This is a genomic window from Salarchaeum sp. III, assembly GCF_036418315.1.
Taxonomy (GTDB): domain Archaea; phylum Halobacteriota; class Halobacteria; order Halobacteriales; family Halobacteriaceae; genus Salarchaeum.
Genome location: NZ_JAZHPG010000024.1, coordinates 101,393 through 122,518 on the forward strand (window position 1 = coordinate 101,393; position 21,126 = coordinate 122,518).

Annotated in this window: 24 protein-coding genes; 12 read left to right on the forward strand and 12 right to left on the reverse strand. The window is 66.3% G+C overall.

Annotated elements, in window-relative coordinates; genetic code table 11:
• Positions 1-40 precede the first annotated feature (40 nt).
• Positions 41-247, forward strand: a complete 207-nt coding sequence (locus U3A55_RS07810; RefSeq protein WP_442978288.1) for a MarR family transcriptional regulator — start codon at positions 41-43, stop codon at positions 245-247.
• Here U3A55_RS07810 and U3A55_RS07815 read toward each other — a convergent pair.
• From U3A55_RS07815 to U3A55_RS07840, 6 genes are all read right to left on the reverse strand, one after another.
• Complete coding sequence (locus tag U3A55_RS07815) at positions 208-624, reverse strand: CopG family ribbon-helix-helix protein (protein ID WP_330990926.1); 417 nt, start codon at positions 622-624, stop codon at positions 208-210. The genes U3A55_RS07810 and U3A55_RS07815 overlap by 40 nt on opposite strands.
• 32 nt (positions 625-656) lie before the next feature.
• On the reverse strand, positions 657-2,081 hold the full coding sequence (gene gcvPB, locus U3A55_RS07820; RefSeq protein WP_330990927.1) for an aminomethyl-transferring glycine dehydrogenase subunit GcvPB: 1,425 nt from the start codon (positions 2,079-2,081) through the stop codon (positions 657-659).
• Position 2,082: 1 nt separating this feature from the next.
• Entirely contained in the window at positions 2,083-3,411 is a 1,329-nt protein-coding gene (gene gcvPA, locus U3A55_RS07825; protein WP_330990928.1) for an aminomethyl-transferring glycine dehydrogenase subunit GcvPA, read from the reverse strand.
• A 152-nt stretch (positions 3,412-3,563) separates the two neighbouring features.
• Complete coding sequence (gcvH, locus tag U3A55_RS07830; RefSeq protein ID WP_330990929.1) at positions 3,564-3,941, reverse strand: glycine cleavage system protein GcvH; 378 nt, start codon at positions 3,939-3,941, stop codon at positions 3,564-3,566.
• Between the two features lie 3 nt (positions 3,942-3,944).
• Complete coding sequence (gene gcvT / locus U3A55_RS07835) at positions 3,945-5,024, reverse strand: glycine cleavage system aminomethyltransferase GcvT (RefSeq protein WP_330990930.1); 1,080 nt, start codon at positions 5,022-5,024, stop codon at positions 3,945-3,947.
• A gap of 29 nt (positions 5,025-5,053) precedes the next feature.
• Complete coding sequence (locus tag U3A55_RS07840) at positions 5,054-5,218, reverse strand: hypothetical protein (RefSeq protein WP_227261905.1); 165 nt, start codon at positions 5,216-5,218, stop codon at positions 5,054-5,056.
• 100 nt (positions 5,219-5,318) lie between these two features.
• On the opposite strand from U3A55_RS07840, the gene U3A55_RS07845 reads away from it, so the two are divergent.
• On the forward strand, positions 5,319-5,600 hold the full coding sequence (locus U3A55_RS07845) for a hypothetical protein (protein ID WP_330990931.1): 282 nt from the start codon (positions 5,319-5,321) through the stop codon (positions 5,598-5,600).
• Here U3A55_RS07845 and U3A55_RS07850 read toward each other — a convergent pair.
• Positions 5,591-5,770, reverse strand: a complete 180-nt coding sequence (locus tag U3A55_RS07850; RefSeq protein WP_330990932.1) for a hypothetical protein — start codon at positions 5,768-5,770, stop codon at positions 5,591-5,593. The two genes, U3A55_RS07845 and U3A55_RS07850, sit on opposite strands and share 10 nt — an antisense overlap.
• 135 nt (positions 5,771-5,905) lie before the next feature.
• On the opposite strand from U3A55_RS07850, the gene U3A55_RS07855 reads away from it, so the two are divergent.
• From U3A55_RS07855 to hmgB, 5 genes are all read left to right on the forward strand, one after another.
• A complete protein-coding gene (locus tag U3A55_RS07855; RefSeq protein WP_330990934.1) occupies positions 5,906-6,346 on the forward strand; it encodes an NYN domain-containing protein in 441 nt (146 codons plus the stop codon).
• 32 nt (positions 6,347-6,378) lie between these two features.
• Positions 6,379-7,221 carry a TatD family hydrolase gene (locus U3A55_RS07860; RefSeq protein ID WP_330990935.1) on the forward strand — a complete coding sequence of 281 codons (843 nt, stop codon included), beginning with the start codon at positions 6,379-6,381 and terminating at the stop codon, positions 7,219-7,221.
• 38 nt (positions 7,222-7,259) lie between these two features.
• Positions 7,260-7,838 carry a DUF2150 family protein gene (locus U3A55_RS07865; RefSeq protein ID WP_330990936.1) on the forward strand — a complete coding sequence of 193 codons (579 nt, stop codon included), beginning with the start codon at positions 7,260-7,262 and terminating at the stop codon, positions 7,836-7,838.
• 33 nt (positions 7,839-7,871) lie between these two features.
• Positions 7,872-10,316 (forward strand): PA14 domain-containing protein, encoded by a 2,445-nt coding sequence (locus U3A55_RS07870; RefSeq protein ID WP_330990937.1) that lies wholly within the window; start codon positions 7,872-7,874, stop codon positions 10,314-10,316.
• A 62-nt stretch (positions 10,317-10,378) separates the two neighbouring features.
• On the forward strand, positions 10,379-11,716 hold the full coding sequence (gene hmgB / locus U3A55_RS07875) for a hydroxymethylglutaryl-CoA synthase (RefSeq protein WP_330990938.1): 1,338 nt from the start codon (positions 10,379-10,381) through the stop codon (positions 11,714-11,716).
• 179 nt (positions 11,717-11,895) lie between these two features.
• Here hmgB and U3A55_RS07880 read toward each other — a convergent pair whose 3' ends face one another.
• From U3A55_RS07880 to U3A55_RS07890, 3 genes are all read right to left on the reverse strand, one after another.
• Positions 11,896-12,603: a helix-turn-helix domain-containing protein gene (locus U3A55_RS07880; RefSeq protein WP_330990939.1), complete on the reverse strand. Its 708-nt coding sequence runs from the start codon at positions 12,601-12,603 to the stop codon at positions 11,896-11,898.
• A 275-nt stretch (positions 12,604-12,878) separates the two neighbouring features.
• Positions 12,879-13,997: an aminotransferase class V-fold PLP-dependent enzyme gene (locus U3A55_RS07885; protein ID WP_330990940.1), complete on the reverse strand. Its 1,119-nt coding sequence runs from the start codon at positions 13,995-13,997 to the stop codon at positions 12,879-12,881.
• Positions 13,998-14,113: 116 nt separating this feature from the next.
• Positions 14,114-15,214: an NAD(P)-dependent alcohol dehydrogenase gene (locus U3A55_RS07890; RefSeq protein WP_330990941.1), complete on the reverse strand. Its 1,101-nt coding sequence runs from the start codon at positions 15,212-15,214 to the stop codon at positions 14,114-14,116.
• A 157-nt stretch (positions 15,215-15,371) separates the two neighbouring features.
• Between U3A55_RS07890 and U3A55_RS07895 the strand changes: the two genes are divergently transcribed.
• Both U3A55_RS07895 and U3A55_RS07900 read left to right on the forward strand, forming a co-directional pair.
• A complete protein-coding gene (locus tag U3A55_RS07895) occupies positions 15,372-15,998 on the forward strand; it encodes a metal-dependent hydrolase (RefSeq protein WP_330990942.1) in 627 nt (208 codons plus the stop codon).
• Positions 15,999-16,022: 24 nt separating this feature from the next.
• Complete coding sequence (locus tag U3A55_RS07900; RefSeq protein ID WP_330990944.1) at positions 16,023-16,508, forward strand: GNAT family N-acetyltransferase; 486 nt, start codon at positions 16,023-16,025, stop codon at positions 16,506-16,508.
• Here the strand turns inward: U3A55_RS07900 and U3A55_RS07905 are convergent.
• Entirely contained in the window at positions 16,471-17,019 is a 549-nt protein-coding gene (locus U3A55_RS07905) for a transporter (RefSeq protein ID WP_330990945.1), read from the reverse strand. The genes U3A55_RS07900 and U3A55_RS07905 overlap by 38 nt on opposite strands.
• 276 nt (positions 17,020-17,295) lie before the next feature.
• On the opposite strand from U3A55_RS07905, the gene U3A55_RS07910 reads away from it, so the two are divergent.
• The 3 genes from U3A55_RS07910 to U3A55_RS07920 all read left to right on the forward strand — a co-directional run bounded on the left by U3A55_RS07910 (position 17,296) and on the right by U3A55_RS07920 (position 19,446).
• Positions 17,296-17,526, forward strand: coding sequence for an AbrB/MazE/SpoVT family DNA-binding domain-containing protein (locus U3A55_RS07910; protein ID WP_330990946.1), 231 nt, complete (start codon positions 17,296-17,298; stop codon positions 17,524-17,526).
• Positions 17,527-17,898: a type II toxin-antitoxin system VapC family toxin gene (locus tag U3A55_RS07915; protein WP_330990947.1), complete on the forward strand. Its 372-nt coding sequence runs from the start codon at positions 17,527-17,529 to the stop codon at positions 17,896-17,898.
• A 99-nt stretch (positions 17,899-17,997) separates the two neighbouring features.
• Positions 17,998-19,446, forward strand: a complete 1,449-nt coding sequence (locus U3A55_RS07920; protein ID WP_330990948.1) for a replication factor C large subunit — start codon at positions 17,998-18,000, stop codon at positions 19,444-19,446.
• On the opposite strand, the gene U3A55_RS07925 is transcribed toward U3A55_RS07920, so the two are convergent.
• Complete coding sequence (locus tag U3A55_RS07925; protein ID WP_330990949.1) at positions 19,443-21,113, reverse strand: Na+/H+ antiporter NhaC family protein; 1,671 nt, start codon at positions 21,111-21,113, stop codon at positions 19,443-19,445. The genes U3A55_RS07920 and U3A55_RS07925 overlap by 4 nt on opposite strands.
• Between the last annotated feature and the right edge of the window lie 13 nt (positions 21,114-21,126).

The window sequence follows — 21,126 nt, forward strand, 5'->3', positions numbered from 1 at the left end:
CGAATCACGTATTGAGTCCCTCCCGCCGAGCGCGAAGCTCGTGTACAAGGTCCTGGAGACGGAGTCGCCGCTGACGCAGGCCGATATCAGGGAGCGCAGCCGATTGTCGAAGCGCACCACCAGGCACGCTATCGGGTTGCTCGCGGACGCGGAGCTGGTGGACGAGCGCGTCTATCCGCTCGACGCGCGGAAGAAGCTGTACGCGCCTCAGAGGCCGGCGAAGCCGTCGACGGGGATGACGGAGTAGTCGACGGTGAGCGTGTCCTGGGTCGCGCGGACGCGCCCGACGAACTCCGATATCTCTTCGAGCGTGCCGTCGAGGATGAACAACTCCATGCAGTAGTGGTCGCCGACGTGGTTGTGGACGTTCGAGGAGACGAGTCCCTCGTACTCGTGGCGCAACCGAATCATGCGCTCCTCGACGGTCGTGCTCTGGTAGTCGAAGAGGACGGTGACGACGCCGAGGAGTTCGCGGTCCTCCAGGCGTTTGTCCTCGAATTCGCCGAGGAGGTTGCGCGCGGCCTCCCGGAACACTTCGCTGCGGCCGGTGTAGCCGTGGGAGTCCGCGAAGTCGTCGATTCGTTCGAGAAGTTCGTCCGGCATGGAGACGCTGACGACGGCCATATGCTAACAGAGGCGGACGAGATTATTAATCCTTAGTTATCGAGGGCGTGCCAGGAGAGTCGCGGATTGCGCGCTGCCTCCGTCTGGTCGATGCGGCGCGCGGTCGTCCGCTCCGGCGCGTTCTCGATAGTTTCGGTGTCTTCGTCGGCGACGGCGTTGAACGCGGCAGCGAGCTGGTCGAGCGTGCGCTTTCCCTCTACCTCAGTGGGTTCGGTCATCAGCGCCTCGCTCACGATTTCCGGCCACTTCGTCGTCGGCGGGTGGACGGCGTAGTCGAGCATGCGCTTCGCCACGTCCGCGGCGTCCTGGTCGCCCGCGGACGCGACGAACTCGTGGTGGAACGGCCCGAACGGAACGTCGTACTCGACCCGTTCCGCGAGGTAGTTCGCGTTCAGCACCGCCTTCGCCGAGGCGTCGCTGAGGCCGTCGTCACCGAGTCGGGCGATGTACGCGTACGCCTTCACGAGCACGAGCCAGTTCCCGTAGAACCCGTGCACCTTCCCGATGCTGGACGCGGGTTCGAAGAACTCGAAGCCCGATTCGGTCTCCCTGACCTGGGGGTTCGGGAGGAACTCCGCGAGGTTTTCTCGTACTCCGACGGGTCCCGCGCCGGGGCCGCCGCCGCCGTGCGGCGTGGCGAACGTCTTGTGGACGTTGAAGTGCATGATGTCGAAGCCCATGTCGCCGGGGCGGGCACGCCCGAGGAGCGCGTTCAGGTTCGCGCCGTCGTAGTAGAGCAACCCACCGGCGTCGTGGACGATGTCCGCGATTTCCTCGATGTCGCGCTCGAACAGTCCGAGCGTGTTCGGGTTCGTGAGCATCAAGGCGGCGGTGTTCTCGCCGACGGCAGCTTCCAGGGCGTCGAGGTCGACGCGGCCGTCCTCGGCCGAGGGGAGTTCGACCACGTCGTACCCGCCGAGCGCGGCGGACGCGAAGTTCGTGCCGTGCGCCGAGTCGGGGATGACGATTTCGTCGCGTTGTGCGCCCTCCCCCTGGGACTCGTGGTAGGCTTTCGCGAGCAGGATGCCGGCGAACTCGCCGGCCGCGCCCGCAGGCGGCTGGAGCGTCACCGCGTCCATCCCGCCAATCGCCTTCAACTGCTCCTGGAGGCCGTGCAGGAGGCCGAGCGTGCCCTGCACGCTCTCCGCGGAGCGGTCGGGGTGGACGGCCGCCTCGGGGCGGGCCGCGAGGTCTTCGGTGAACTTGGGGTTGTACTTCATCGTGCAGGACCCGAGCGGGTACGGGCCGGTGTCGACGCCGTAGTTCTGCTGGCTGAGGCGGACGTAGTGCCGCGCGAGTTCGGGCTCGGAGAGGGCGGGGAGTTCGAGCGAGTCCCGCGTGAGGTCGTCCGGGAGCGAGGACTCGACGTCGACTTCGTTCGTGCTCTTCTCGGAGAGCAGGGGTTCGTACTCGGCGTCGTCCTCCTGACTGAATCGGGCCTGGTCGTAGCGCTCCATCTCAGGCCACCTCCTCGAACGCCGCGACCAGGTCCGGAATCGCGGGTTCGTTCGCGTCGGTCACGCAGACCTGGAGTTCGTGGTCGCCGACGGCGTGCACGGCGAACCCCTCGGCTTCGAGGTCGGCGGCGACGGCGGGCGCGGGCTGGTCGGTGTGCGCGACGAACTCGCGGAAGTGGTGGCCGTCGTGGACGGGCGCGCGGACACCCCGGATGTCGTCGAGTTCGGCCGCTAGGTCGCGGGGGAGGGAAACCATCTGTTCGGCGAGGTCGACGAGCCCACCGGGGCCGAGCTGGGCGGCGTGAATGGCGGTGCGAAGCGCGACCCACGCCTGGTTCGTGCAGATGTTCGAGGTGGCGCGCTCGCGGCGGATGTGTTGCTCGCGCGTCTGGAGCGTCAGCGTGTACGCGCGCTTGCCCGCGGCGTCCTCGCTCGCGCCGACCAATCGGCCGGGGACCTGCCGGAGGAAGTCCTCCCGGCAGGCGAACAGGCCGAGGCCCATGCCGTAGCTCGTGGGCATCCCGAGGACGGCGGCGTCGCCGACGACGACGTCCGCGCCCACGTCCGCGGGGCGCTGGAGGAGGCTGAGCGCGACCGGGTCGCTGCCGAGGCAGAACAGTGCGTCGTGGTCGTCCGCCAGATCGCCGACGGCGTCGAGGTTCTCCTCGATGACGCCCTCGGTGCTCGGGTTTTCGGCGTACACGAAGAGCGTGTCGTCGTCCACGGTCTCGCGGAGGGCGTCGAGGTCGACGGTTCCGTTCGCGGTGGGGTAGGTTTCGACCGTGAGGTCGTTGCCGGCGACGTAGTTCTCGACGACGCCCACGCGTTCGTCGCGCGTGTTTTCGGGGAGGAGAACGCGCGTGCCGTCCGCCTGCCGGACGCGTTTCGCGAGCAGCGCGGCTTCAGCGAGCGCCGTTGCGGCGTCGTACTGAGAGCAGTTCGCGATTTCGAGGCCCGTGAGTTCGACGAGGAGGCTCTGGTACTCGAAGAGCACCTGGAGGAATCCCTGCGTGATTTCGGGCTGGTACTGCGTGTACGAGGTGATGAACTCGGAGCGCTGGCTGATTGTGTCCACCAGCGAGGGGACGTAGTGGTCGTAGTGGCCGCGCCCGAGGAACTCCGTAAGGTCGTCGTTGCGCGCGAGCAGATTTCCGACTTCGCGTCGCGTCTCCTGTTCCGTCCGGGCGTCGAGGCCGTACTCGTCCGTGAACCGAACCGACTCGGGGATGTCGAAGAGGTCCTCGACGGAGTCGGCGTCGACGGCCGCGAGCATCTCCGCCGTCTCGTCGGGCGTGTGGGGCGCGTACGGACTCCCTCCCGCGCCGCTCATCGCGTCTCACCACAGTGCGTTCGCATACCCGACTCATGCGAACGAGCGGATATCATACTCCCGGTTCCGGAACCCGGAACACGCCAGAAAAATACACGCTCGTGCATCACCCCAACCGCCTCAGACTCGGAGTAGGCACGGACGCCGCAGAATCACTCGATTTGCTCGCGGTACTCCTCGGCGGTGAGGAGGTCGTCCAGCTCTGACTCGTCGACGCCTTCGATTTCGAGCATCCAGCCGTCGCCGAACGGTTCGTCGTTCACGAGTTCGGGCGCGTCCTCGAGGTCGGTGTTCGTGTCCGAGACGTCGCCGGAGACGGGACTGTAGAGGTCGCTGACGGCCTTGATGGACTCCACGACGCCGAACTGGTCGTCCTGTTCGAGGGCGTCGCCCTCGTCGGGGAGTTCGACGAACACCACGTCGCCGAGTTCGTCCTGCGCGAAGTCGCTGATTCCCACCCGTCCGGTGTCGGGGTCGTACCATTCGTGCGATTCGAGGTAGTACAGGTCGCTGGGTACGTCGAAGCTCATGGTTCAGTCGAGGAAGCGGGGTGTCGTAAGTTCTGCCCTCTTCTCGTCGCCGCGGATGACGACGCCGACGCGGTCGCCGGGCTCGAAGTCGGTGGAGACGTAGCCGAGTCCGATGGGTTCGTCGAGCGTCGGGCTCATCGTGCCGCTCGTGAGTTCGCCGATAACGCGGCCGTCACCGTCGGTCACGTCGTAGCCGTGTCGGGGGACGCCGCGCTCCAGAAGGACGACGCCGCGGAACTTCTCGTCGACGCCCTCCTCATTCACGCGTTCGAGCGCGTCCCGTCCGACGAACTCCGTGTCGAGTTTGACGGTCCAGCCGATGCCGGCCTCGTAGGGCGTTCGCGGGTTCGACTCCGCGTCGAAGTCCTGCCCGGAGAGGAGGAGGCCGGCCTCCATGCGGAGGGTGTCGCGCGCGCCGAGCCCGCACGGCTGGCAGTCGAACGCGCCCCAGACGGTCTCGGCGTCCGCGTTGTCGTAGACGAGTTCGAAGCCGTCCTCGCCCGTGTATCCCGACCGGGAGACGAGGCAGAAGACGCCCGCGACCTCGGTTCGTGTCGTCTCGAACATCGAGAGGTCGAGCACGTCGCCGTCGGTCGCGTCGGCGACGAGGTCGGGCGCGTTCGGCCCCTGCACGGCGACCATCCCGTACTCGGTGGTGCGGTTCTCGACGGTCGCGTCCAGACCCCAGTCGTCTCGGTGAGTCGTCCAGCGGTCGGCCATCTGTTCGTCGTGGCCGGCGTTCGGGACGAAGAGGAAGCCGTCGCGGTCGGGGAGGTCGTAGACGACGGTGTCGTCGAGGAGGTGGCCCTCGGCGGTGACGATACTGGAGTACTGGGCGTCGCCGGGGTCGAGCGCGCTCACGTCGTTCGTGGTGAGGCGCTGTAGCAGGCGCTCGGCGTCGGGACCCGAGACCTCGATTTGTCCCATGTGGGAGACGTCGAAGATGCCGGCGTCCTCGCGGACGGCCGTGTGTTCCTCGCGGATGGAGTCGAACTCTACGGGCATCTCCCAGCCGCCGAAGTCCGTGAATTTCGCGCCGGCGGCGGCGTGTACGTCGCGGAGCGGTGGAGTCCGCAGTGACATACCCGTGTCGTCTCACGCGGACGTGAAAACTACGCGGGTTCGATGACGATCTTCTCCCCGACCTTCTTGAACACGACCTGGTCGCCGACCTCGACGCTCTCTCCCTGTGCTTCGAACTCCTCTCTGACAGCTTTGATGAGACTCATCCGCCACCGGTCCGTCACTTTCGTCGTTCCGAGAATCCGCTCGTCCATACCCCGATTAGACCGGCCGGCAGTCTTATGGCCTTGTAGCTATTTAGACGAAATAGTCACAAACGTGTCCAGGTCCGTTCACTTTCGGGGTTCAGATGGAGTGGCCAGCACGGAACGTGTCGTCGTTTTGCGCGCGGGCCCGTCGGTCGTCCACGACGGGTCGACGGTGAACGCGACAGTTCGCGTCGACGTGGAAACCGGAAACGGTCGGGAACGCGTCTATCGAGGGACGAGCCTGTCCAAGGCGATGGACGCCGCAATCGAGGAGCTCGAGAACGGCGGTTTCGCGACCGTGCGGGACCGCGAGTACTTCAGTCGGTTCTGGTCCGCGGATCGCGTGACGGACGTGGCGCGCCGCCTCCGTGAGGCCGCCTACAGGTAATCCCGGAGCGTTTCGAGAGGGTCGCCGTCGACCGCGAGGCTGTCGCAGCGGCGGCACTGGAGCGTGAGCGAGACCGCGGGCGGGCCGTCCGAGACGGGTGTGCCGACGGGGAACGTGTGGGCGAGCGTGAGCGAGAAGTCAGTGGTGTTGTCGCAGTTGGTGCAGTGCATGGTGTGCCAGCTGGTGTGATTCGTGGCTGGCACTCCGGGCTGTGTCGGCCTCCGGTTTCAACTCTCGCGCTCGAATCAGGGTACGTCGGGCGGAGGACCGGAACTGTTAGGCGGAGTCAGCTCTCTCCTCGGTGTATGGGATTGCGCGACCTCGTGGACGGCGGGCGGCGGGTCGGCCTGTTCGTCGACGGGCCGAACGTGTTGCGCGAGGAGTTCGACGTTGATTTGGACGACGTGCGGGAGGCCGCGGCGGACGCGGGGACGCTCGCGGTCACCCGGCTGTATCTCGACCAGCACGCGACGCCGGGGTTGATTCAGGCGGGCGAGGCCCGGGGGTACGACGTGCGGGTGACGAGCGGGGATGTGGACGTGAAGCTTGCGGTGGACGCGACCGAGCTCGCGGTAACGGGCGGTATCGACGTGCTCGCCATCGCCTCCCGCGATATCGATTTCAAGCCCGTGCTGGAGAAGGCCGCGCGGGCGGGCGTGGACACGCTCGCGGTCACGCCGGGCGAGCACGGGAGTTCGGACGCGCTGCGGAACGCGGCGACGGACGCGGTGCTGCTCGAAGAGTAGCTTCTTCAGGCGGCCGCCCGCTATCCGTGGATATGCGCGACCTCGGCACGCCGGTTCTCGACAACCACATGCATCTCGACCCCGAGCACGCGCGGGGCGTCGAGGCGGTGAAGGACTTCTCGCGGAGCGGCGGCACCCACCTGCTCGTGGTGAACAAGCCCTCCTGGCACCTCGGCCCCCTCCCCGAATCGCGGGAGGATTTCGAGCACGTGTTCGAGACGACCATCAAGGTGGTGGAGCGCGCGAGCGCGGAACTCCGGGGGCGGGCGTGGCCCGTGCTCGGCGTGCATCCCGGCCTGGTGTCGCAGTTAGTCGATGCGGGGTACGGCGCCGCGGAGGCGGGCGACCTGATGCGGGCGGGACTGGAGGTAGCGGCGGAGTACGCAGAGTCGAGCGACGCGGTGGCGCTGAAGTCGGGGCGACCGCACTACGACGTGTCTGATGAGGTATGGGCGGCGTCGAACGACGTGATGCGGCACGCGTTCTCGCTCGCGGCGGAGCGCGACCTCGCCGTCCAGCTCCACACCGAGGCGACCGAAGACCTCACCGCGGTCGGGGAGTGGGCGGAAGCCGAAGGCCTCCCAGCGGAGCGCGTGGTGAAGCACTACGCGGCGGGCGAACTGGCGGGCGTGACGCCGAGCGTGATGAGCGAGAAGGACCGTCTGGAGCGCGCCGCAGAAGGAGGAGGGCGGTTCCTGATGGAGACGGATTTCGTGGACGACCCCGACCGGCCGGGGATGGTGATGGGGCCGAAGACCGTTCCGCGTCGAGTGAACTGGCTGCTCGAAAACGGGTTCGAGGACGCAGTGGAGAACGCGCACGTGGAGACGCCGCGAGCGGTCTACGGTATCGACACGCACGCGACCCTGGCCTAAAAGAAAGGACTTTCACCCGGGCGGCCGGCGTTGTGGGTATGAGTGAGAACGAAGAAGAGTACTACTCGGACGAACGCTGGCAGAACTGGCTCGACCGGTTGCGGGACGAGGACCTCGACCCCGAGGAGGAGGACTCCGCCCGCCTCCTCCTGAACCTCCAGGACGACGTGGCTATCGCGGTCGCGAAAATCGTCACCGACTATCAGGACGGCGACCTGGACGAGGAGGAGACGATGGACGAACTCGCGACGATTCGGGACACCGTGCTCGCCGAGCCCGACATCGCGGACGAGGACACGCTGATGCTCGTGGACGGCGTGCAGACGAGTCTCGTCGCCGTGTTCTACTCGGCGGAGCAGTACGTCGCGGACGGCGTCGCGGACGAAACGAGCGTGGAGGAGTACGTGCAGGCCGCCGCCGCCGCGGAGGACGAGGAGGACTTCGACCGCGCGCTCGGCCTCGCCGCCTGCGCCGGCACCCGCATCATCGACGGCGACGACCTCCCGATGGAGCTCGCGGACGACCTCGAATACGGATTGGTCGTCGAGTGGGTGAACGGCCTCGACAGCCTCCAGAGCGCGCTCGCACAACCCGAAGTCGTCGAAGAAGACGAGTAAGGGTTTTTGCGTCTGCGGTGGGAAGGAGACCTAATGCGACTCCTGGAGGACGAGCGCGGGGTGACCGTGCAGATCGGCGCCATCCTGCTGTTCGCCATCCTCGTCATCCTCCTCTCCACCTACCAGGCGTACGTCGTCCCCCAGGAGAACGAAGCCATCGAGTTCCAGCACAGCCAGCAAGTCGAGTCCGACCTCGTGGCGGTACGGAACTCGATTCTCAGCGCCGCGGGCTCTGGTAGCGGGCGGCCGGAATCAGTGGGCCTCGGCGTGCAGTATCCCGTGCGAGCGTTCTTCGTGAACCCGCCACCAGCGACGGGGACGCTCCAGACGGACACGGTCGGGAACGCGACGCTCTCGATTTCGAACGTCACGGTGACGGACGACCAGGAGACGAAGGAGTTCTTCGAGCGACAGAACGGCACATTGACGTATCCGGCGAAGTCGCTGGTCTATAACGCCCGGTACAACGTCTACGACGGCGCACCCTCTCGGATTCTGGAGAACGGCCTGCTCTACAACGACTTCTCGGACGTGCACACGGTACCGTCCGCGTCGAATCAGGTGCTCGTCGACGGGGAGACAATCACGCTCGTTGCACTGAACGGGAGCTACTCCCAGAACGGCGTCACTGCGTCCGGAATCGACCCGAGCGTGCTGAGCGGACCGTACAATCCCGTGGACGTGATGAACACCTCGGGGAACGTCACGATAACGTTCAGTTCGCGGATGCCGGCGTCCGAGTGGCGCAATCGCACTTCGCTCAATCCCGAGTCACAGGCACACGTCGTGAGCGTCACGCAGGCCGGTGAGAACGAGGTGCGAGTCGTCCTCGAAGGCGGCGTTGAGTACTCGCTACGCGCGGCAAAAATCGGCGTCGGGTCGCAGACCGTGGACACCGAACCCGCGTACATCACGCGCGTCGGAAGCAATCCGGTTCGGGTGAGTGAGACGGCGACGTTCGAGGTCAGAGACGAGTACAACAATCCCGTGTCGAACGCCGACGTCACGGTGTCCGGCGGGACGGTCGTCGGGTCCGCGACCCAGTCGACGAACGGGGACGGCCGCGTCACCTACGAGTTCAGCGAAATCGATTCGGGCGTCACGGCGAGCATCCGGGACGACAGCGACGACGCGGACCGCGTCGTGTTCGACGTAGAGGAGTCGACCGGTGGCGGGAACGGAACCGGCAGCGCGCCGTACAGCATCGAGTGGAAGCCGTACGAGATGGAGAGCCAGCCGGGCGTCGAGTACGTGAACGGAACCATCGTCATCACGCCGAGCGAGGCATCGTCGCCGATAGACGCGATTTCTCGCGCAGTCACGCCCGCAAACAACGGCGTGAGCGGTGTGTTCCTCGATTACTCGACAGAGAACGCGTCGGTGGCGACGTTCCCGAGTTCCTCGTCCGGCGACGATACGAACGCGACCGGGTACTCGACAGTGCCGATGACGTACGACACCGGAGACACGACCGTCTACGTGTCCGGACTCGTCGGAAGCGACAGCCTGCCGGTGTCCGTCCAGCGTGCGGAGAACGGCGTATACTACCGGTATTACCACGGTGATGGCAGTTATTCGGGCGGGAGCAACTATATGCCCGACTTCGAGTCACAAACACCAGAATATACCGGGAGAGTAGACACGTTCAGCATAGAGCCCCGTGATCAGGAAAATCAATTTGGGTTCGTCTATACGGCGTACATCGACGTTCCACAGACTGGTGAGTATACGTTCTATACGAACTCAGACGATGGGAGCGAAGTGTACGTGGATGGGGAACTCGTCGCCAGCTACCCCGGCACTCACCCAGCAAGCGGGCCACAAACTGAGGGCCCGATCCAACTCTCGGAAGGCCGTCATAATATCACCGTTGAATACTTTGAGAGCTACAACGGTCAGGAACTCACCGTGTCGTGGAGCGGCCCGGAGATCCCGGGGACGCAAGAAATCCCGTCGAACGTGTTGACACCGCGCGTACCACAGACGGATGGAGGAGAGGACAACAGCGGAAGGCAGGGGAGCGGAAGCGACCCTTCGACAGGCGGTGACCTCGGTGATAGCTTCTCGTTCGATAGTGTTCAAGGCAATAACAATGGTCGTCTCAGCTTTACACTAACTAACGAACCAGGCGGTGGAAGTTCCACATTCACTCGATTCAGTGTTGAAACCTATGGAAGTGCCGACGACATCAGCCGGATCTACTATCAGGGCGGTAAAATACTGACATTCGACAGCGTGAACGGGTTCGCGAACGGGGAGTACCAAATCGGAGCAGCACCGAAGGACCTCACACAGTCTGCGACGATCGGGAATAATGTCGGGACTGGCGTCAATTTCAGATCTTTCCAGCTAGCGAGCGGTGATACGGTCAACCTCGACGGTGTGTCGAGACTCGAAAATGGTGAACTCGCGGAAATAAAAATTACACTGTACACGGAAAGCGGGCAGACACTCGAACTGTACTTCAACACCACATAGGTTCGACGTTCGTCGAACTACCTATCGACAAGCCCATATAGCCGGTGTTGATAGACGCGAGTATGACAGCAGTCGGTATCGACGCGGTCGAAATCTGGACGGGGAAACTGAAGCTCGACCTGCCGGAGACGTTCGCGCCGCAGAAGGGCGACGACCCGGCGAAGTACACGAAGGGACTCGGGTTGCGGGCGTCGAGCTTCCCGGACGCGTACGAGGACATCGTGACGATGGCGGCGAACGCGGCGTACAAGCTGATGGACCGGAAGGACCTCGAACCGGACGATATCGGGCGTATCGACGTGGCGACGGAGTCCGCGTTCGACAACTCGAAGCCGGTTTCGACGTACGTCGCTGGCTGCCTCGAGGAAGTGTACGAGGACGACTTCCATCACGCGAACAAGGGCGAGCGGAAGTTCGCGTGCATCGCGGGCACCCAGAGTATCGACGACGCGTACAACTGGATTAAGGCCGGACGGAATCGCGGGCGAGGGGCGCTCGTCATCGCGACGGACACGGCGCTGTACGCGCGCGGCGACGCGGGCGAGGCGACGCAGGGCGCGGGTGCGGTGGCGATGTACGTCACGGAGAACCCGAGTCTCGTCGAGCTCAGTCACGCGCAGGGGTACGGGTCGGCGGACGAGACGGACTTCCTGAAGCCGAACCAGCAGTTCCCGAGCGTGGACGGGAAGCGCTCGGTGCAGGTGTACCTCGCGCGGATGCGCGAAGCGCTGGAGGACTACGAGTCCGTCGCGGGCGACGTGGAACTGGACGGGTTCGAGTACGCGCCGTTCCACACGCCGTTCCCGGGGATGGTGCGGAAGGCCGCGCTGCTCGCGTACAGGCACGTCATCCGGGACACGGAACACGAGGACGCGCTGGCTGGCGAAATCGGCCGGCAGCCGCGTCCCGGCGAGTTCGACGACGAGGAAGCCTATCAGGAGGCGATTCGGGAGTACATGGACGCGCTCGGTGACACCGAGCAGTACCAGGACTGGTACGCGCAGGTCATCGACCCGACGCTCTCCATCAGCCGCGAGGTCGGGAACTGGTACACTGGCTCCGTCCACATCGCGCGGATGAGCGCGCTCCTCGAAGCCGCGGAGGAGGGCACGGATATGACGGGCGAAACCCTCCTCGTGGGTTCGTACGGCTCGGGCGCGCAGGCGGAGATTCACGCGGAAACCGTCGTGGACGGCTGGAAGGACGAAATCCAGGCGTGCGATATCTACGACCAAATCGAGGACCGCTACGACATCTCGTTCAGCGAGTACGAGCAGGTGCACGACCGCCACAACCACGAGAAGCGCGTGGAACTGGAGCCGTTCACGCAGCCCGAGGGAGAGTTCGTGTTCGACGGCTGGGGGCCGATGAACGAACGGAAGTACACGTACGTCGAGTAGTCCAGCGTTCTGTTTTCCAGCGTACGCCCGACACGCGAGCGTACAATCGACGTAAACGGTCGACGAGAGTTTATCAGGGAAGCCGACGCCAGCGGGTGGCGTGACGTAGCGAGTGCGTCACGGGCGCGAGCGAAACCCGCCGACAGCGCCCGTGACCGAGCGGCGTCGGCGTGCAAGCCCTATGGGAATTCGCGGAGTTCGTCCAGCATCGCGTCCGTGTCCTGGTTCGTGACGGCGAGCGAGAAGCCGTCGCGCTGTGCGAGCGCGGGTGCGTGCTCCCAGAGGTCGTCCTCGTCGATGCCGTGGAGGAGGACGGCGTTCGGCGTGGGATTGACGACGCGGAGCGCGACTAAGGGAGATTCGCCCCGGGAGACCTGCGTGAACACGAGCACGCGGTTCGTGCTCTGGCCGTAGAGCCGATAGAAGTCCTCGGACGAGAGCCGGGTGATGGCTTCGATGCTGTTGATGACGGTGTGGCCGCTCACGCGGTCGCGGTCCCCGGCGGCGACTTCTGTCGCACCGACGGCGTCGTAGAGGTCGGCGAGCGGGACGGTGGTCGCGTACTCGCGGAGGTCGAGCACCACGTCGCTCTCGAAGCCCGCGGAGAGCACGCGGCCGTACTGGCGGATGCGGTCGCCGCCCCGGGCTTCGTCGATATCGAGGAGGCCCGCGACGAGACGACTGACGAGGCCGATACCCGGAGAGTCGCGGCGCCCGCTCTCGTAGTCCGAGATGACGGACGACGAGATGTCGAGTTCGTCGGCGAGCGCGGTCTGGGAGACGCTGAAGTCCGTCCGCCACTTCCGGAGGGTGGCGCCGGGGTCGTCGCTCAGCGTGACTTCGCCGGCGATGCGTTCCGCGAGGTGTGCGCGCGCGTCCCGGTCCATACCCTCCTGTTCGTCCGACGGCGAAAAAGCGTATCGACGGGCGACGAAGCCTGCTGCGGGCACGGTAAGCTCGTGGGTGGACGTCGTAAGCGGCGGCGAGTGTTTGACGGCGTCTACGGGACTACGATAGCGGGCATCGCGGGGGGTCTCGTCGCGCGCGGCGGACGCTGAGACCGTCGCTGCCGCGGAACCAGCCCGGCAGCGGGCGTTCGACACGACTGCTGGCGGCGAGGTCGACACGGTCTCGAAACGGAAACGCCAGGCGAGCGTTCCGATCAGTCCCACTCAGGTTCGAGTGCGCGAAGCAACCCCTCGATTTCCGCTCGCGTGTTGACCGCGTGAACGGACGCGCGCACGGCGTTCGGTTTCGGGAGCGACCGCACGACAAATCCCGACGCCGCGAGCCGCTGAACGGTCCGCTCGGGGTCAGCCACGCCGAACGTCACGAGGCCCGACTCGGGCGTCGCCGGACTGTGAAGACGATCGTCGGGAACGCCGTCAGCGAGCAGCCCCGCCAGCCAGCGACTCCGTTCCGAGAGCTCCGAGACACCAATCTCCGCGATCGTGTCGACCGCCGCGGCGAGCGCGACGTGCGGTGCGGGGTTCGACGATCCGACCTCGAACCGCCGTGCGCCGACAGCGAACTCGTAGGAGGCCGCAGTCGGCGTCTCGACGCTTCGATACCCGACAATGCGGGGAGTGAGCGTGTCAGCCACGTCGCGGTCGACGTAGAGGAACCCGCCACCCCAGAGGCCGAGCAGCCACTTGTGGCCGGCCGCCGCGACCGCGTCCGCGCCCCACGCCTCGACATCCATCGGGAGGTGACCGGGCACCTGCACGGCGTCGACGAGCGCGAGCGCGCCCGCGTCGTGAGCGATATCGACCAGATCTGCGACCGGGAGTCGGGTGCCGTGCGTCCACGTCACGGCGCTGAAACACGCGAGGCGGGCGTCCTCGACCGCCGCGGCGAACGCGTCGGGGTCGAGGCGGCCGTTTTCGGTTTCGACGACACGAACCTCGACGCCCTCCCGTTCGAGGCGCTGCCAGGGGAGCGTGCCCGCGGGGTGTTCCAGGTCGGTTCGGACGACGACGTCGCCGGACTGCCAGTCAATCGCGTTCGAGATCGCGTTGATACCCGCGGCCGTGCTCTCGGTGAGCGCGATCTCGTCTGCGTCGGCGCCCACGAAGTCAGCGACGCGCTCGCGCATGCGGTCGTACGCGTCGAACGCTCGGTCGTACGGGTCAGCGCTCGCAGTCGCGTCGTACTCGTGGCGTCGGATAAAATCGGTGGCCGCATCGACGACGTGCGTCGGGCTGGGCCCGTGTGCGCCGAAGTTCAGGTAGACGTCCTCGTGAAGAGCGGGGATGTCGGCGCGGAGGTCTTCGGGAGTCATGCGGCGTTCGACGCGTCGCCCTCGGTGATCGGCGTCTGTGAGTCCATACCGGTCGTACAGACGCTCGCCTAATATCCCTGTCGCGCGTCCGCCCCGCACGGACCGGGGGACTGACGCTAGTCGAACGTGAGTACGGGTTTGATGACACCTCCATCGTGAACGTCCTCGACGGCCTGATTGATGTCCTCGAAGTCGTACGACGTGACGAACTCGTCGAAGGGGAAGCGGCCCTGCTGGTGGAGGTCGACGAGGTCGGGGATGAACTCGGGCGGAACGGAGTCTCCCTCCGCGATTCCGCGAATGTTCCGACCGGAGAGCAGGCCGTTCACGTCGATGTCGACGGTTTCGTCCCGCGGCGGTGCACCGATGACGCCGCAGACCCCGGTGGGTCGGAGGAGGTCGACGGCCTGCCGGAGGAGGTCGGTGACGCCGGTGGTTTCGAGCGTGTAGTCCGCGCCGCCGCCGAGGCGGTCTCGGAGTTCCGCGTCCAGGTCGTCGACGTCGCCGCTGTTCACGGTGTCGGTTGCGCCGAGGTCGCGGGCTTTCTCCAGGCGGCTGTCGACGATGTCGACGACGATGACGTCGCCGCAGCCGCAGAGTTCAGCGCCGAGAACGCCGCTGAGTCCGACGGAGCCCGCACCGAAGACGACGATGCTGTCGCCGGCGGCCGGGTCGAGTGAGTTGATGACGCCGCCCGCGCCGGTCTGAATCCCGCAGCCGAGCGGCCCGAGACGGTCGAGCGGGGCGTCGTCGGCGACGGGGACGACACTCTGTTCGCTCACGACGGCGTGCTCCGCGAACGAGGACTGCCCGAAGAACCGGCCGCTTATCTCCTCACCGTCGAGCGAGATCGGACTGGTGCCGTCGGGGCGTCGCCCGCTGAAGTTCCGTTCGCCGAACGACTCGCAGTTCGCCGGGTGGCCCGTGTGACAGTTCGGGCAGGTGTCGTCGTAGTCGAACGAGAGGACGACGTTGTCGCCGGGTTGCACGCGGTCGACCTCGTCGCCGACTTCCTGAACGACGCCGGCACCCTCGTGGCCGAGAACTGCCGGAAGCGGGGTCGGTTGGTCCCCGGATTTCACGGAGAGGTCCGTGTGGCAGAGTCCGACGGCAGTCATATCGACGAGGATCTCGTTCGACCGGGGGTCGTCGAGCTCGACTGTTTCGAGTTCGAACTGTGCACCGGCCTCGTGGACGACCGCGGCAGTGGTCTCCATACGTGACGGTTCGCTGAATTCTCCTATATAGGTTGGGTTCGTCACGTGTCTCACCGGGACGTGGGAGCGCGTTCCTGCCACACCGCTCCTCGGTCGACGGCGAAAACGCGTATCGACGGGCGACGAAGCCTTGTCGTCGGAGCGCGAATCGCGTGGTATGCCATCGACCCTCGTGCATGTCGCCGTTGGCGGCATCGTTGCCGTCGCCCTGCTCGGGCGGGCGTTCGGCAGGCGGAGCGTGCTCGTTGTGCTCGCCGCGGCGGCCGTCCCCGACCTCGATACCGCCATCGGGTTCTGGATAGCAGGGGGTCACCGCGCCGTGCTCCACAACCTCGTGCTTCCTGCGGTCGCGCTCGGCGCGCTCACCGCCGACACGCGGCGGCCGACCTCGTGGCTCCGGCGACGGTACGGCGACCGCGGGGTGCGGATGGCGTTCGTCGCGCTCGCGGCGTTCGTATTCGGCGGCGTCCTTCCCGACCTCGTCGTGAACGGCGTGAACGCGTTCTACCCGCTCCACGACCGGTTCTACACCGTGAACGGCGAACTCCTCCTCTCGAATCAGCGCGGCCTCGTGCAGACGTTCGTCGACCTTTCACCGGCGGGTGACACGGTCGGCGGGACGACCGCGAACACGCACTACTCGACGGGCGTCGACCCGACCGCGGGTGCCGAACCGGAGGACGTGGAGCGCGTGTTCCCCGTTGTCACGTCGGGGTTCCGGTTGCTCGTCGTCGCACTGAGCGGGTTCCTGCTCGCGGCGCGGTTCCGGGAGCGCCAGCGCTAACTCGGGGCCGGCGAGACGAGTCGTATGGTCACGGTACGCGAGTACGACGATGATGCCGAGGGGATCTGGCGGCTGAAACGCGCGTTCGAGACAGGCTTGGGTGAGGGAACGGGTGACGACGCGAAGGAGGCGGCGTACGAGGCGAAACTCACCGACGAGTACCGCGCGGAGTACCTGTCCTGGGTCGCGAACTGCGTCGCTGAGAACCCGGAGTGCGTTCAGGTTGCGGTCGAGGACGGCCGTCTCGTCGGGTACGTGTTCGTGCTCCCCGAATCGCTCGCGTACATCTGGGATTCGGCCGTGTTGAACGAGGTGTTCGTCGCGGAGCCGTATCGGGGAGCGGGCGTCTCGGACGACCTGATGACGGCGGCGCTGGACGCCACTCGCGATATGGACCTCCCGCTCGACCGGATGGTGTTAGACGTGGATCCAGCGAACGAGCGGGCGCGGGCGTTCTACGACCGGTACGGGTTCAGTTCGTGGGGCGAACTAGTGGCGCGCGACCTCTGAGCCAGCCGGTGAGCGCGCCGCCGAGCGCGCCGAAGACGAGGGGGTAGAGCGCGCCGGCGAGAACCGCGAGCGCGGGGTCGGGACGGATGGTGAGGTCGCCGCGCGTGACGGTGAACGCGAAGACCCCGAGGGCGACGAGGGGAAGGAAGCCGAGCGCGACCGTGACGCCGGCGCGCGCACCCGCGGTCGGTGTGCGTGCCGTCCCGAAGCGTGCGACGACAGCGCCCGCGAGCCCGAGCAGGAGACCGGGAACGAGGTGGACGGGGCTGGCGTCGGGGAGGAGGTTCCGCGTGGTGTTCCAGTAGGTGAGCGGGACGTACATCGCGTTGTAGGCGAGCCAGCCAACCGCGGTCCACGTCGGCACCGCGTCCTGGCCGAACACGCCGAGGAGAAAGTTCAGTCCGGCGAGTTCGTTCTCGATGTCACCGCTCGCGGTCGCGTACGTGAGCGCGTACCCGAGGCCGTACGCCAGCGCGCCGGCGACCACGCCGCGGAGAGGGGTTCGGTTCACAGTCGGGCCTGGGCGGGAGCGACCGTAGCCGTTACGACCAATAAATCTTATTTCGCGATATTAAATCGTCGTCGGTGGTATGCGCAACCACTAAACGCCGCTCGCCCCTACTCTGGGTAATGTCTGATTGGGCGGAGAAGTGCACTAAATCGTGTGCGTCAGTCGAACGTGACTGTTCAACGGCGGCTTCACCGTAGCGCGACCCACACGGCCGGCGGATGGGTTTTCGCTGGCATCTGGGGAATATTCATAAGACTACCCACCGTACAGTCGGGTATGTCCGAAGCGACGCTGGACGACCGTGGTCGCCTCACGCTCCCGAAGGAGATACGAGAGCGATACGGCGACCGCTATCACATCGTCGAACTCCACGACGGAATCAAGTTGGTCCCCGTTTCGGACGACCCGCTCGACTCGCTCCGGAACGAGTTCTCGGACGTCGAGGAGACGGCGGCCGAACTTCGGGAGGTAGCGCGCGAAGCGGCACTCGACGAGGCCGGACGCTGAATGTACGTCGAGACGGATTTCCTGCTCGCGCTCATCAAAGACGAAGACTGGCTCGGAGAGGCAGCAGAGGACGTCTATCGCGACCATCACGACGAACTCTGGACGTCGCAGTTCACGCTCATCGAACTACTGATGGTCGCGTATCGCGAGAACCGCGACACCGAGCGAGTCATCGCCAACGTCACGGAACTCGTAGACGTACGGGGCGACGCCGAGACGGTGGTCGCGGCGGCGACGTACGTCGAGGACCACGGATTCACACCGTTCGACGCGCTTCACCTCGTCGAGTCCGACGGTGATACCATCGTTTCCAGCGACGCCGCGTACGATGGTTTCGCTCCGCGACTCGACCTGCGAGACGGAGAAGAGTAGGTCGCACGTAACGCGACCGGACGAACGAACGGAGCGGTAGCGTCCCGTGAGGAGTAGGCGAGCGCAACCACTAAACGCCGCTCACACCTACGTCGGATAATGTCTGATTGGACGGAGAAGTACCGCCCGTCGTCGCTCTCGGAGGTCCGGGGGAACGACAAGGCCCGGGACGCACTGAAGGAGTGGGCGGAGACGTGGGACGACCACCGGGAGGCGGTCATCGTCCACGGGTCGCCGGGCGTGGGGAAGACGTCGGCGGCGCACGCGCTCGCGAACGACCTGGGCTGGGATACCATCGAGTTGAACGCGAGCGACAGCCGGACGAAGGACGTCATCGAGCGCGTCGCGGGGGAGGCGGCGAAGTCGGGGACGCTCACCGGCGGGTCCGGTGGGCGGAAGCTCGTCGTAATGGACGAGGCGGACAACATCCACGGGAACGCGGACCGCGGCGGCGCGCGCGCTGTGACGCAGCTCGTGAAGGACGCGAGTCAGCCGATGGTTCTCATCGCGAACGAGTACTACGACATGTCGAACGCGCTCCGGAACGCGTGCCGGGAAATCGAGTTCCGGGATGTCTCCCGTCGCAGCATCGTCCCCGTGCTGCGCGACATCTGTCGGCGTGAGGGCGTGGAGTACGAGGACGCGGCCTTGGATGCGCTCGCGCGGAAGAACTCGGGCGACCTGCGTTCGGCGGTGAACGACCTGCAGGCGCTCGCGGAGACGGACGAGGTCTTGGAGGCGGAGGACGTGGTGACGGGCGAACGGGACACGACCGAGGGTATCTTCGACTTTCTCGACGACGTCATCAAGAACACGGGCGCACAGGAGTCCCTGCAGGCGGCGTACGACGTGGACGAGACGCCGGACGACCTCCTGAACTGGGTGGAGGACAACGTTCCGAAGGACTACACGGGAGGCGAGTTGGCGGACGCGTACGGCTTCCTGTCGAACGCCGACAAGTGGCTGGGTCGGGTGCGCGCGACACAGAACTACTCGTACTGGCGGTACGCGACCGACAACGTCGCCGCGGGCGTGGCGGCCGCGCGGCAGGGCGACCACGGCGGCTGGACGCGGTACGGCCCGCCGTCGTACTGGTCGAAACTCGGGAGTTCTCGCGGCACGCGGGAGAAGCGGGATTACGTCGCGCGACACATCGCTGAGTCCGCGGGCGTGAGCATGGGGAGCGCGCGCCGGGAGTTAATTCCGTTCCTCGCGGCGATGACGCATCACTGCAAGAACCGCGAACTGACGGTGGCGATGACCGCCGCCTACGACCTGAGCGAGGAGCACGTCGCGTTCATCACGGGCAGCGGGAAGGACACGAACAAGGTTCAGTCCATCGTCGAGGACGCCGAATCGCTCCGCGAGGAGCGCGCGGTCGAACACTCGGGCGGCGCGTTCGAGGGGCAAGCCGACCTCTCAGACACGGACGCCGAGGCGGACGACGAATCGGACGTGTTCGTCGACGAGGACGAAGCAGAGACGGCCGGGAAGGAGGACGAGGCGGAGGCGGACGACGCGCAGTCCGGGCTGGAGGACTTCTTCTAGTACGGTATCACGCGGAACCCGTCGGGGAGGATCACGCCGAGCAGGAGGAACAGCGTGGCGGCGACGGTTGCGGAGGCGACGGCGTACGGAATCTGTGTGCGGACGTGGACGAGGTGGTCGCTGCCGCTCGTGGAGGACGCGAGGACGGTGGTGTCGCTGATGGGGCTGGAGTGGTCGCCGAAGATGCCGCCGGAGAAGACGGCGCCGAGGACGAGGGGGAGGTTCGCGCCGGTCGCGAAGGCGACGGGAATCGCGATGGGGAACATGATGCCGTACGTGGACCAGGAGGAGCCGTCGCTGAAGCTGATGAAGCTCGTGGCGAGGAAGACGAGGACGGGGATGAACGCGGGCGGGATGCCGGCGAACCAGTCGGTGACGAAGCTGCTGATGCCGAGGACGGTGACGCTGTTCTGGATGCTGGACGCGAGCATGAGGATGACGGCGGCGAGGAAGATGCCCTTGAATCCGGTGAGGAGGGCGTCGGTGCCGTCGTCGTTCGAGGGGATGTCGCCGCGGACGCGGTAGAGGACGAACGCGACGACCATCGCGGTGGTGGCGGCGAGGCCGAGTTGGACGCCGCCGATGTGGAGCGCGAACGTGCCGGCCGCGGTTTCGATGACCGCGCTGCCCGTCCAGAACATCGCGCCGAGCGCGACGAGAACCATCACGGCGAGCGGAATCGCGAAGTTCGTCCAGCGCGGGGTCGCGCCCTCGTACATGCCGTACTCCTCCATCTCCTCCGAAATCATGGGGTTCGCGTCGGGGCCGACGACGCCTTCGCCGGCGCGGGCGCGGTCCTCCTCGGTCTTCATGCCGAAGACGTTCGGGATCACCTGCCAGGCGACGAGCGCGGCGACGAGGAGCGCCGTCCACGAGTAGAACCCGAACGCGATGCTGTTGAAGAAGAGCGGCCAGAGGGCGTCCGTGACGACCTGAACGCCGTCGCCGCTCCGGGTGACGTACGAGGAGAGCGCGTCCGGGAGTTGGCCCTGCTGGGCGGCTTGTTTGACGCCGGCGGCGATGAAGGAGATGAGGGCGGCGCCCCACGTGGAGTAGAACGCGAGGCGGGCGGCGGGGCTGCCGGCCGAGTCGACGTAGTACGCGAGCTTCGCCCGCGACACCTGGTACTTGTCGGTGAGCGGACGCATCATCGAGCCGACCACGAGACAGTTGAAGTAGTCGTCGATGTGGACGAGGATGCCGGCGAGGAACGTCGCCTTCTCGGCGTCCGCGGCCGAATCAACGCGGGACGCGAGCGCGTCGAGGACGCCCCGGATGGCCCCGGATCGAATCATCAACCCCATCATACCGCCGATGGCGAAGATGGCGACGAGCACGTTCTCGACGTACCACGCGCTGCTGAACAGCGGCGAGGTGGCGACGAGCGTCGGGAGAACTTTCAGCCCGAAGAGCGCGCCAAGGACGTTCCCGGCGTTCACGGGACCGAGTTCCACCCCGAGGACGCGAACGACCGGGAGAAGCTGGGTCGAGACGAGAGTTCCGGGTACGCCGACGGCCGTCGGTTGGAGCGCGCCGTAGACGGCCGCGGCGCTCGCGACGCCGACGAACAGGCCGACGAGCGCGTCCTTCGTGTACCACGCGAGGGAAATCGCGAAGAGCGCCGGGACGAGCGACCACGGGCCGGCGGTAATCGATTCGAGCGCCATACCGGCGGCGTCA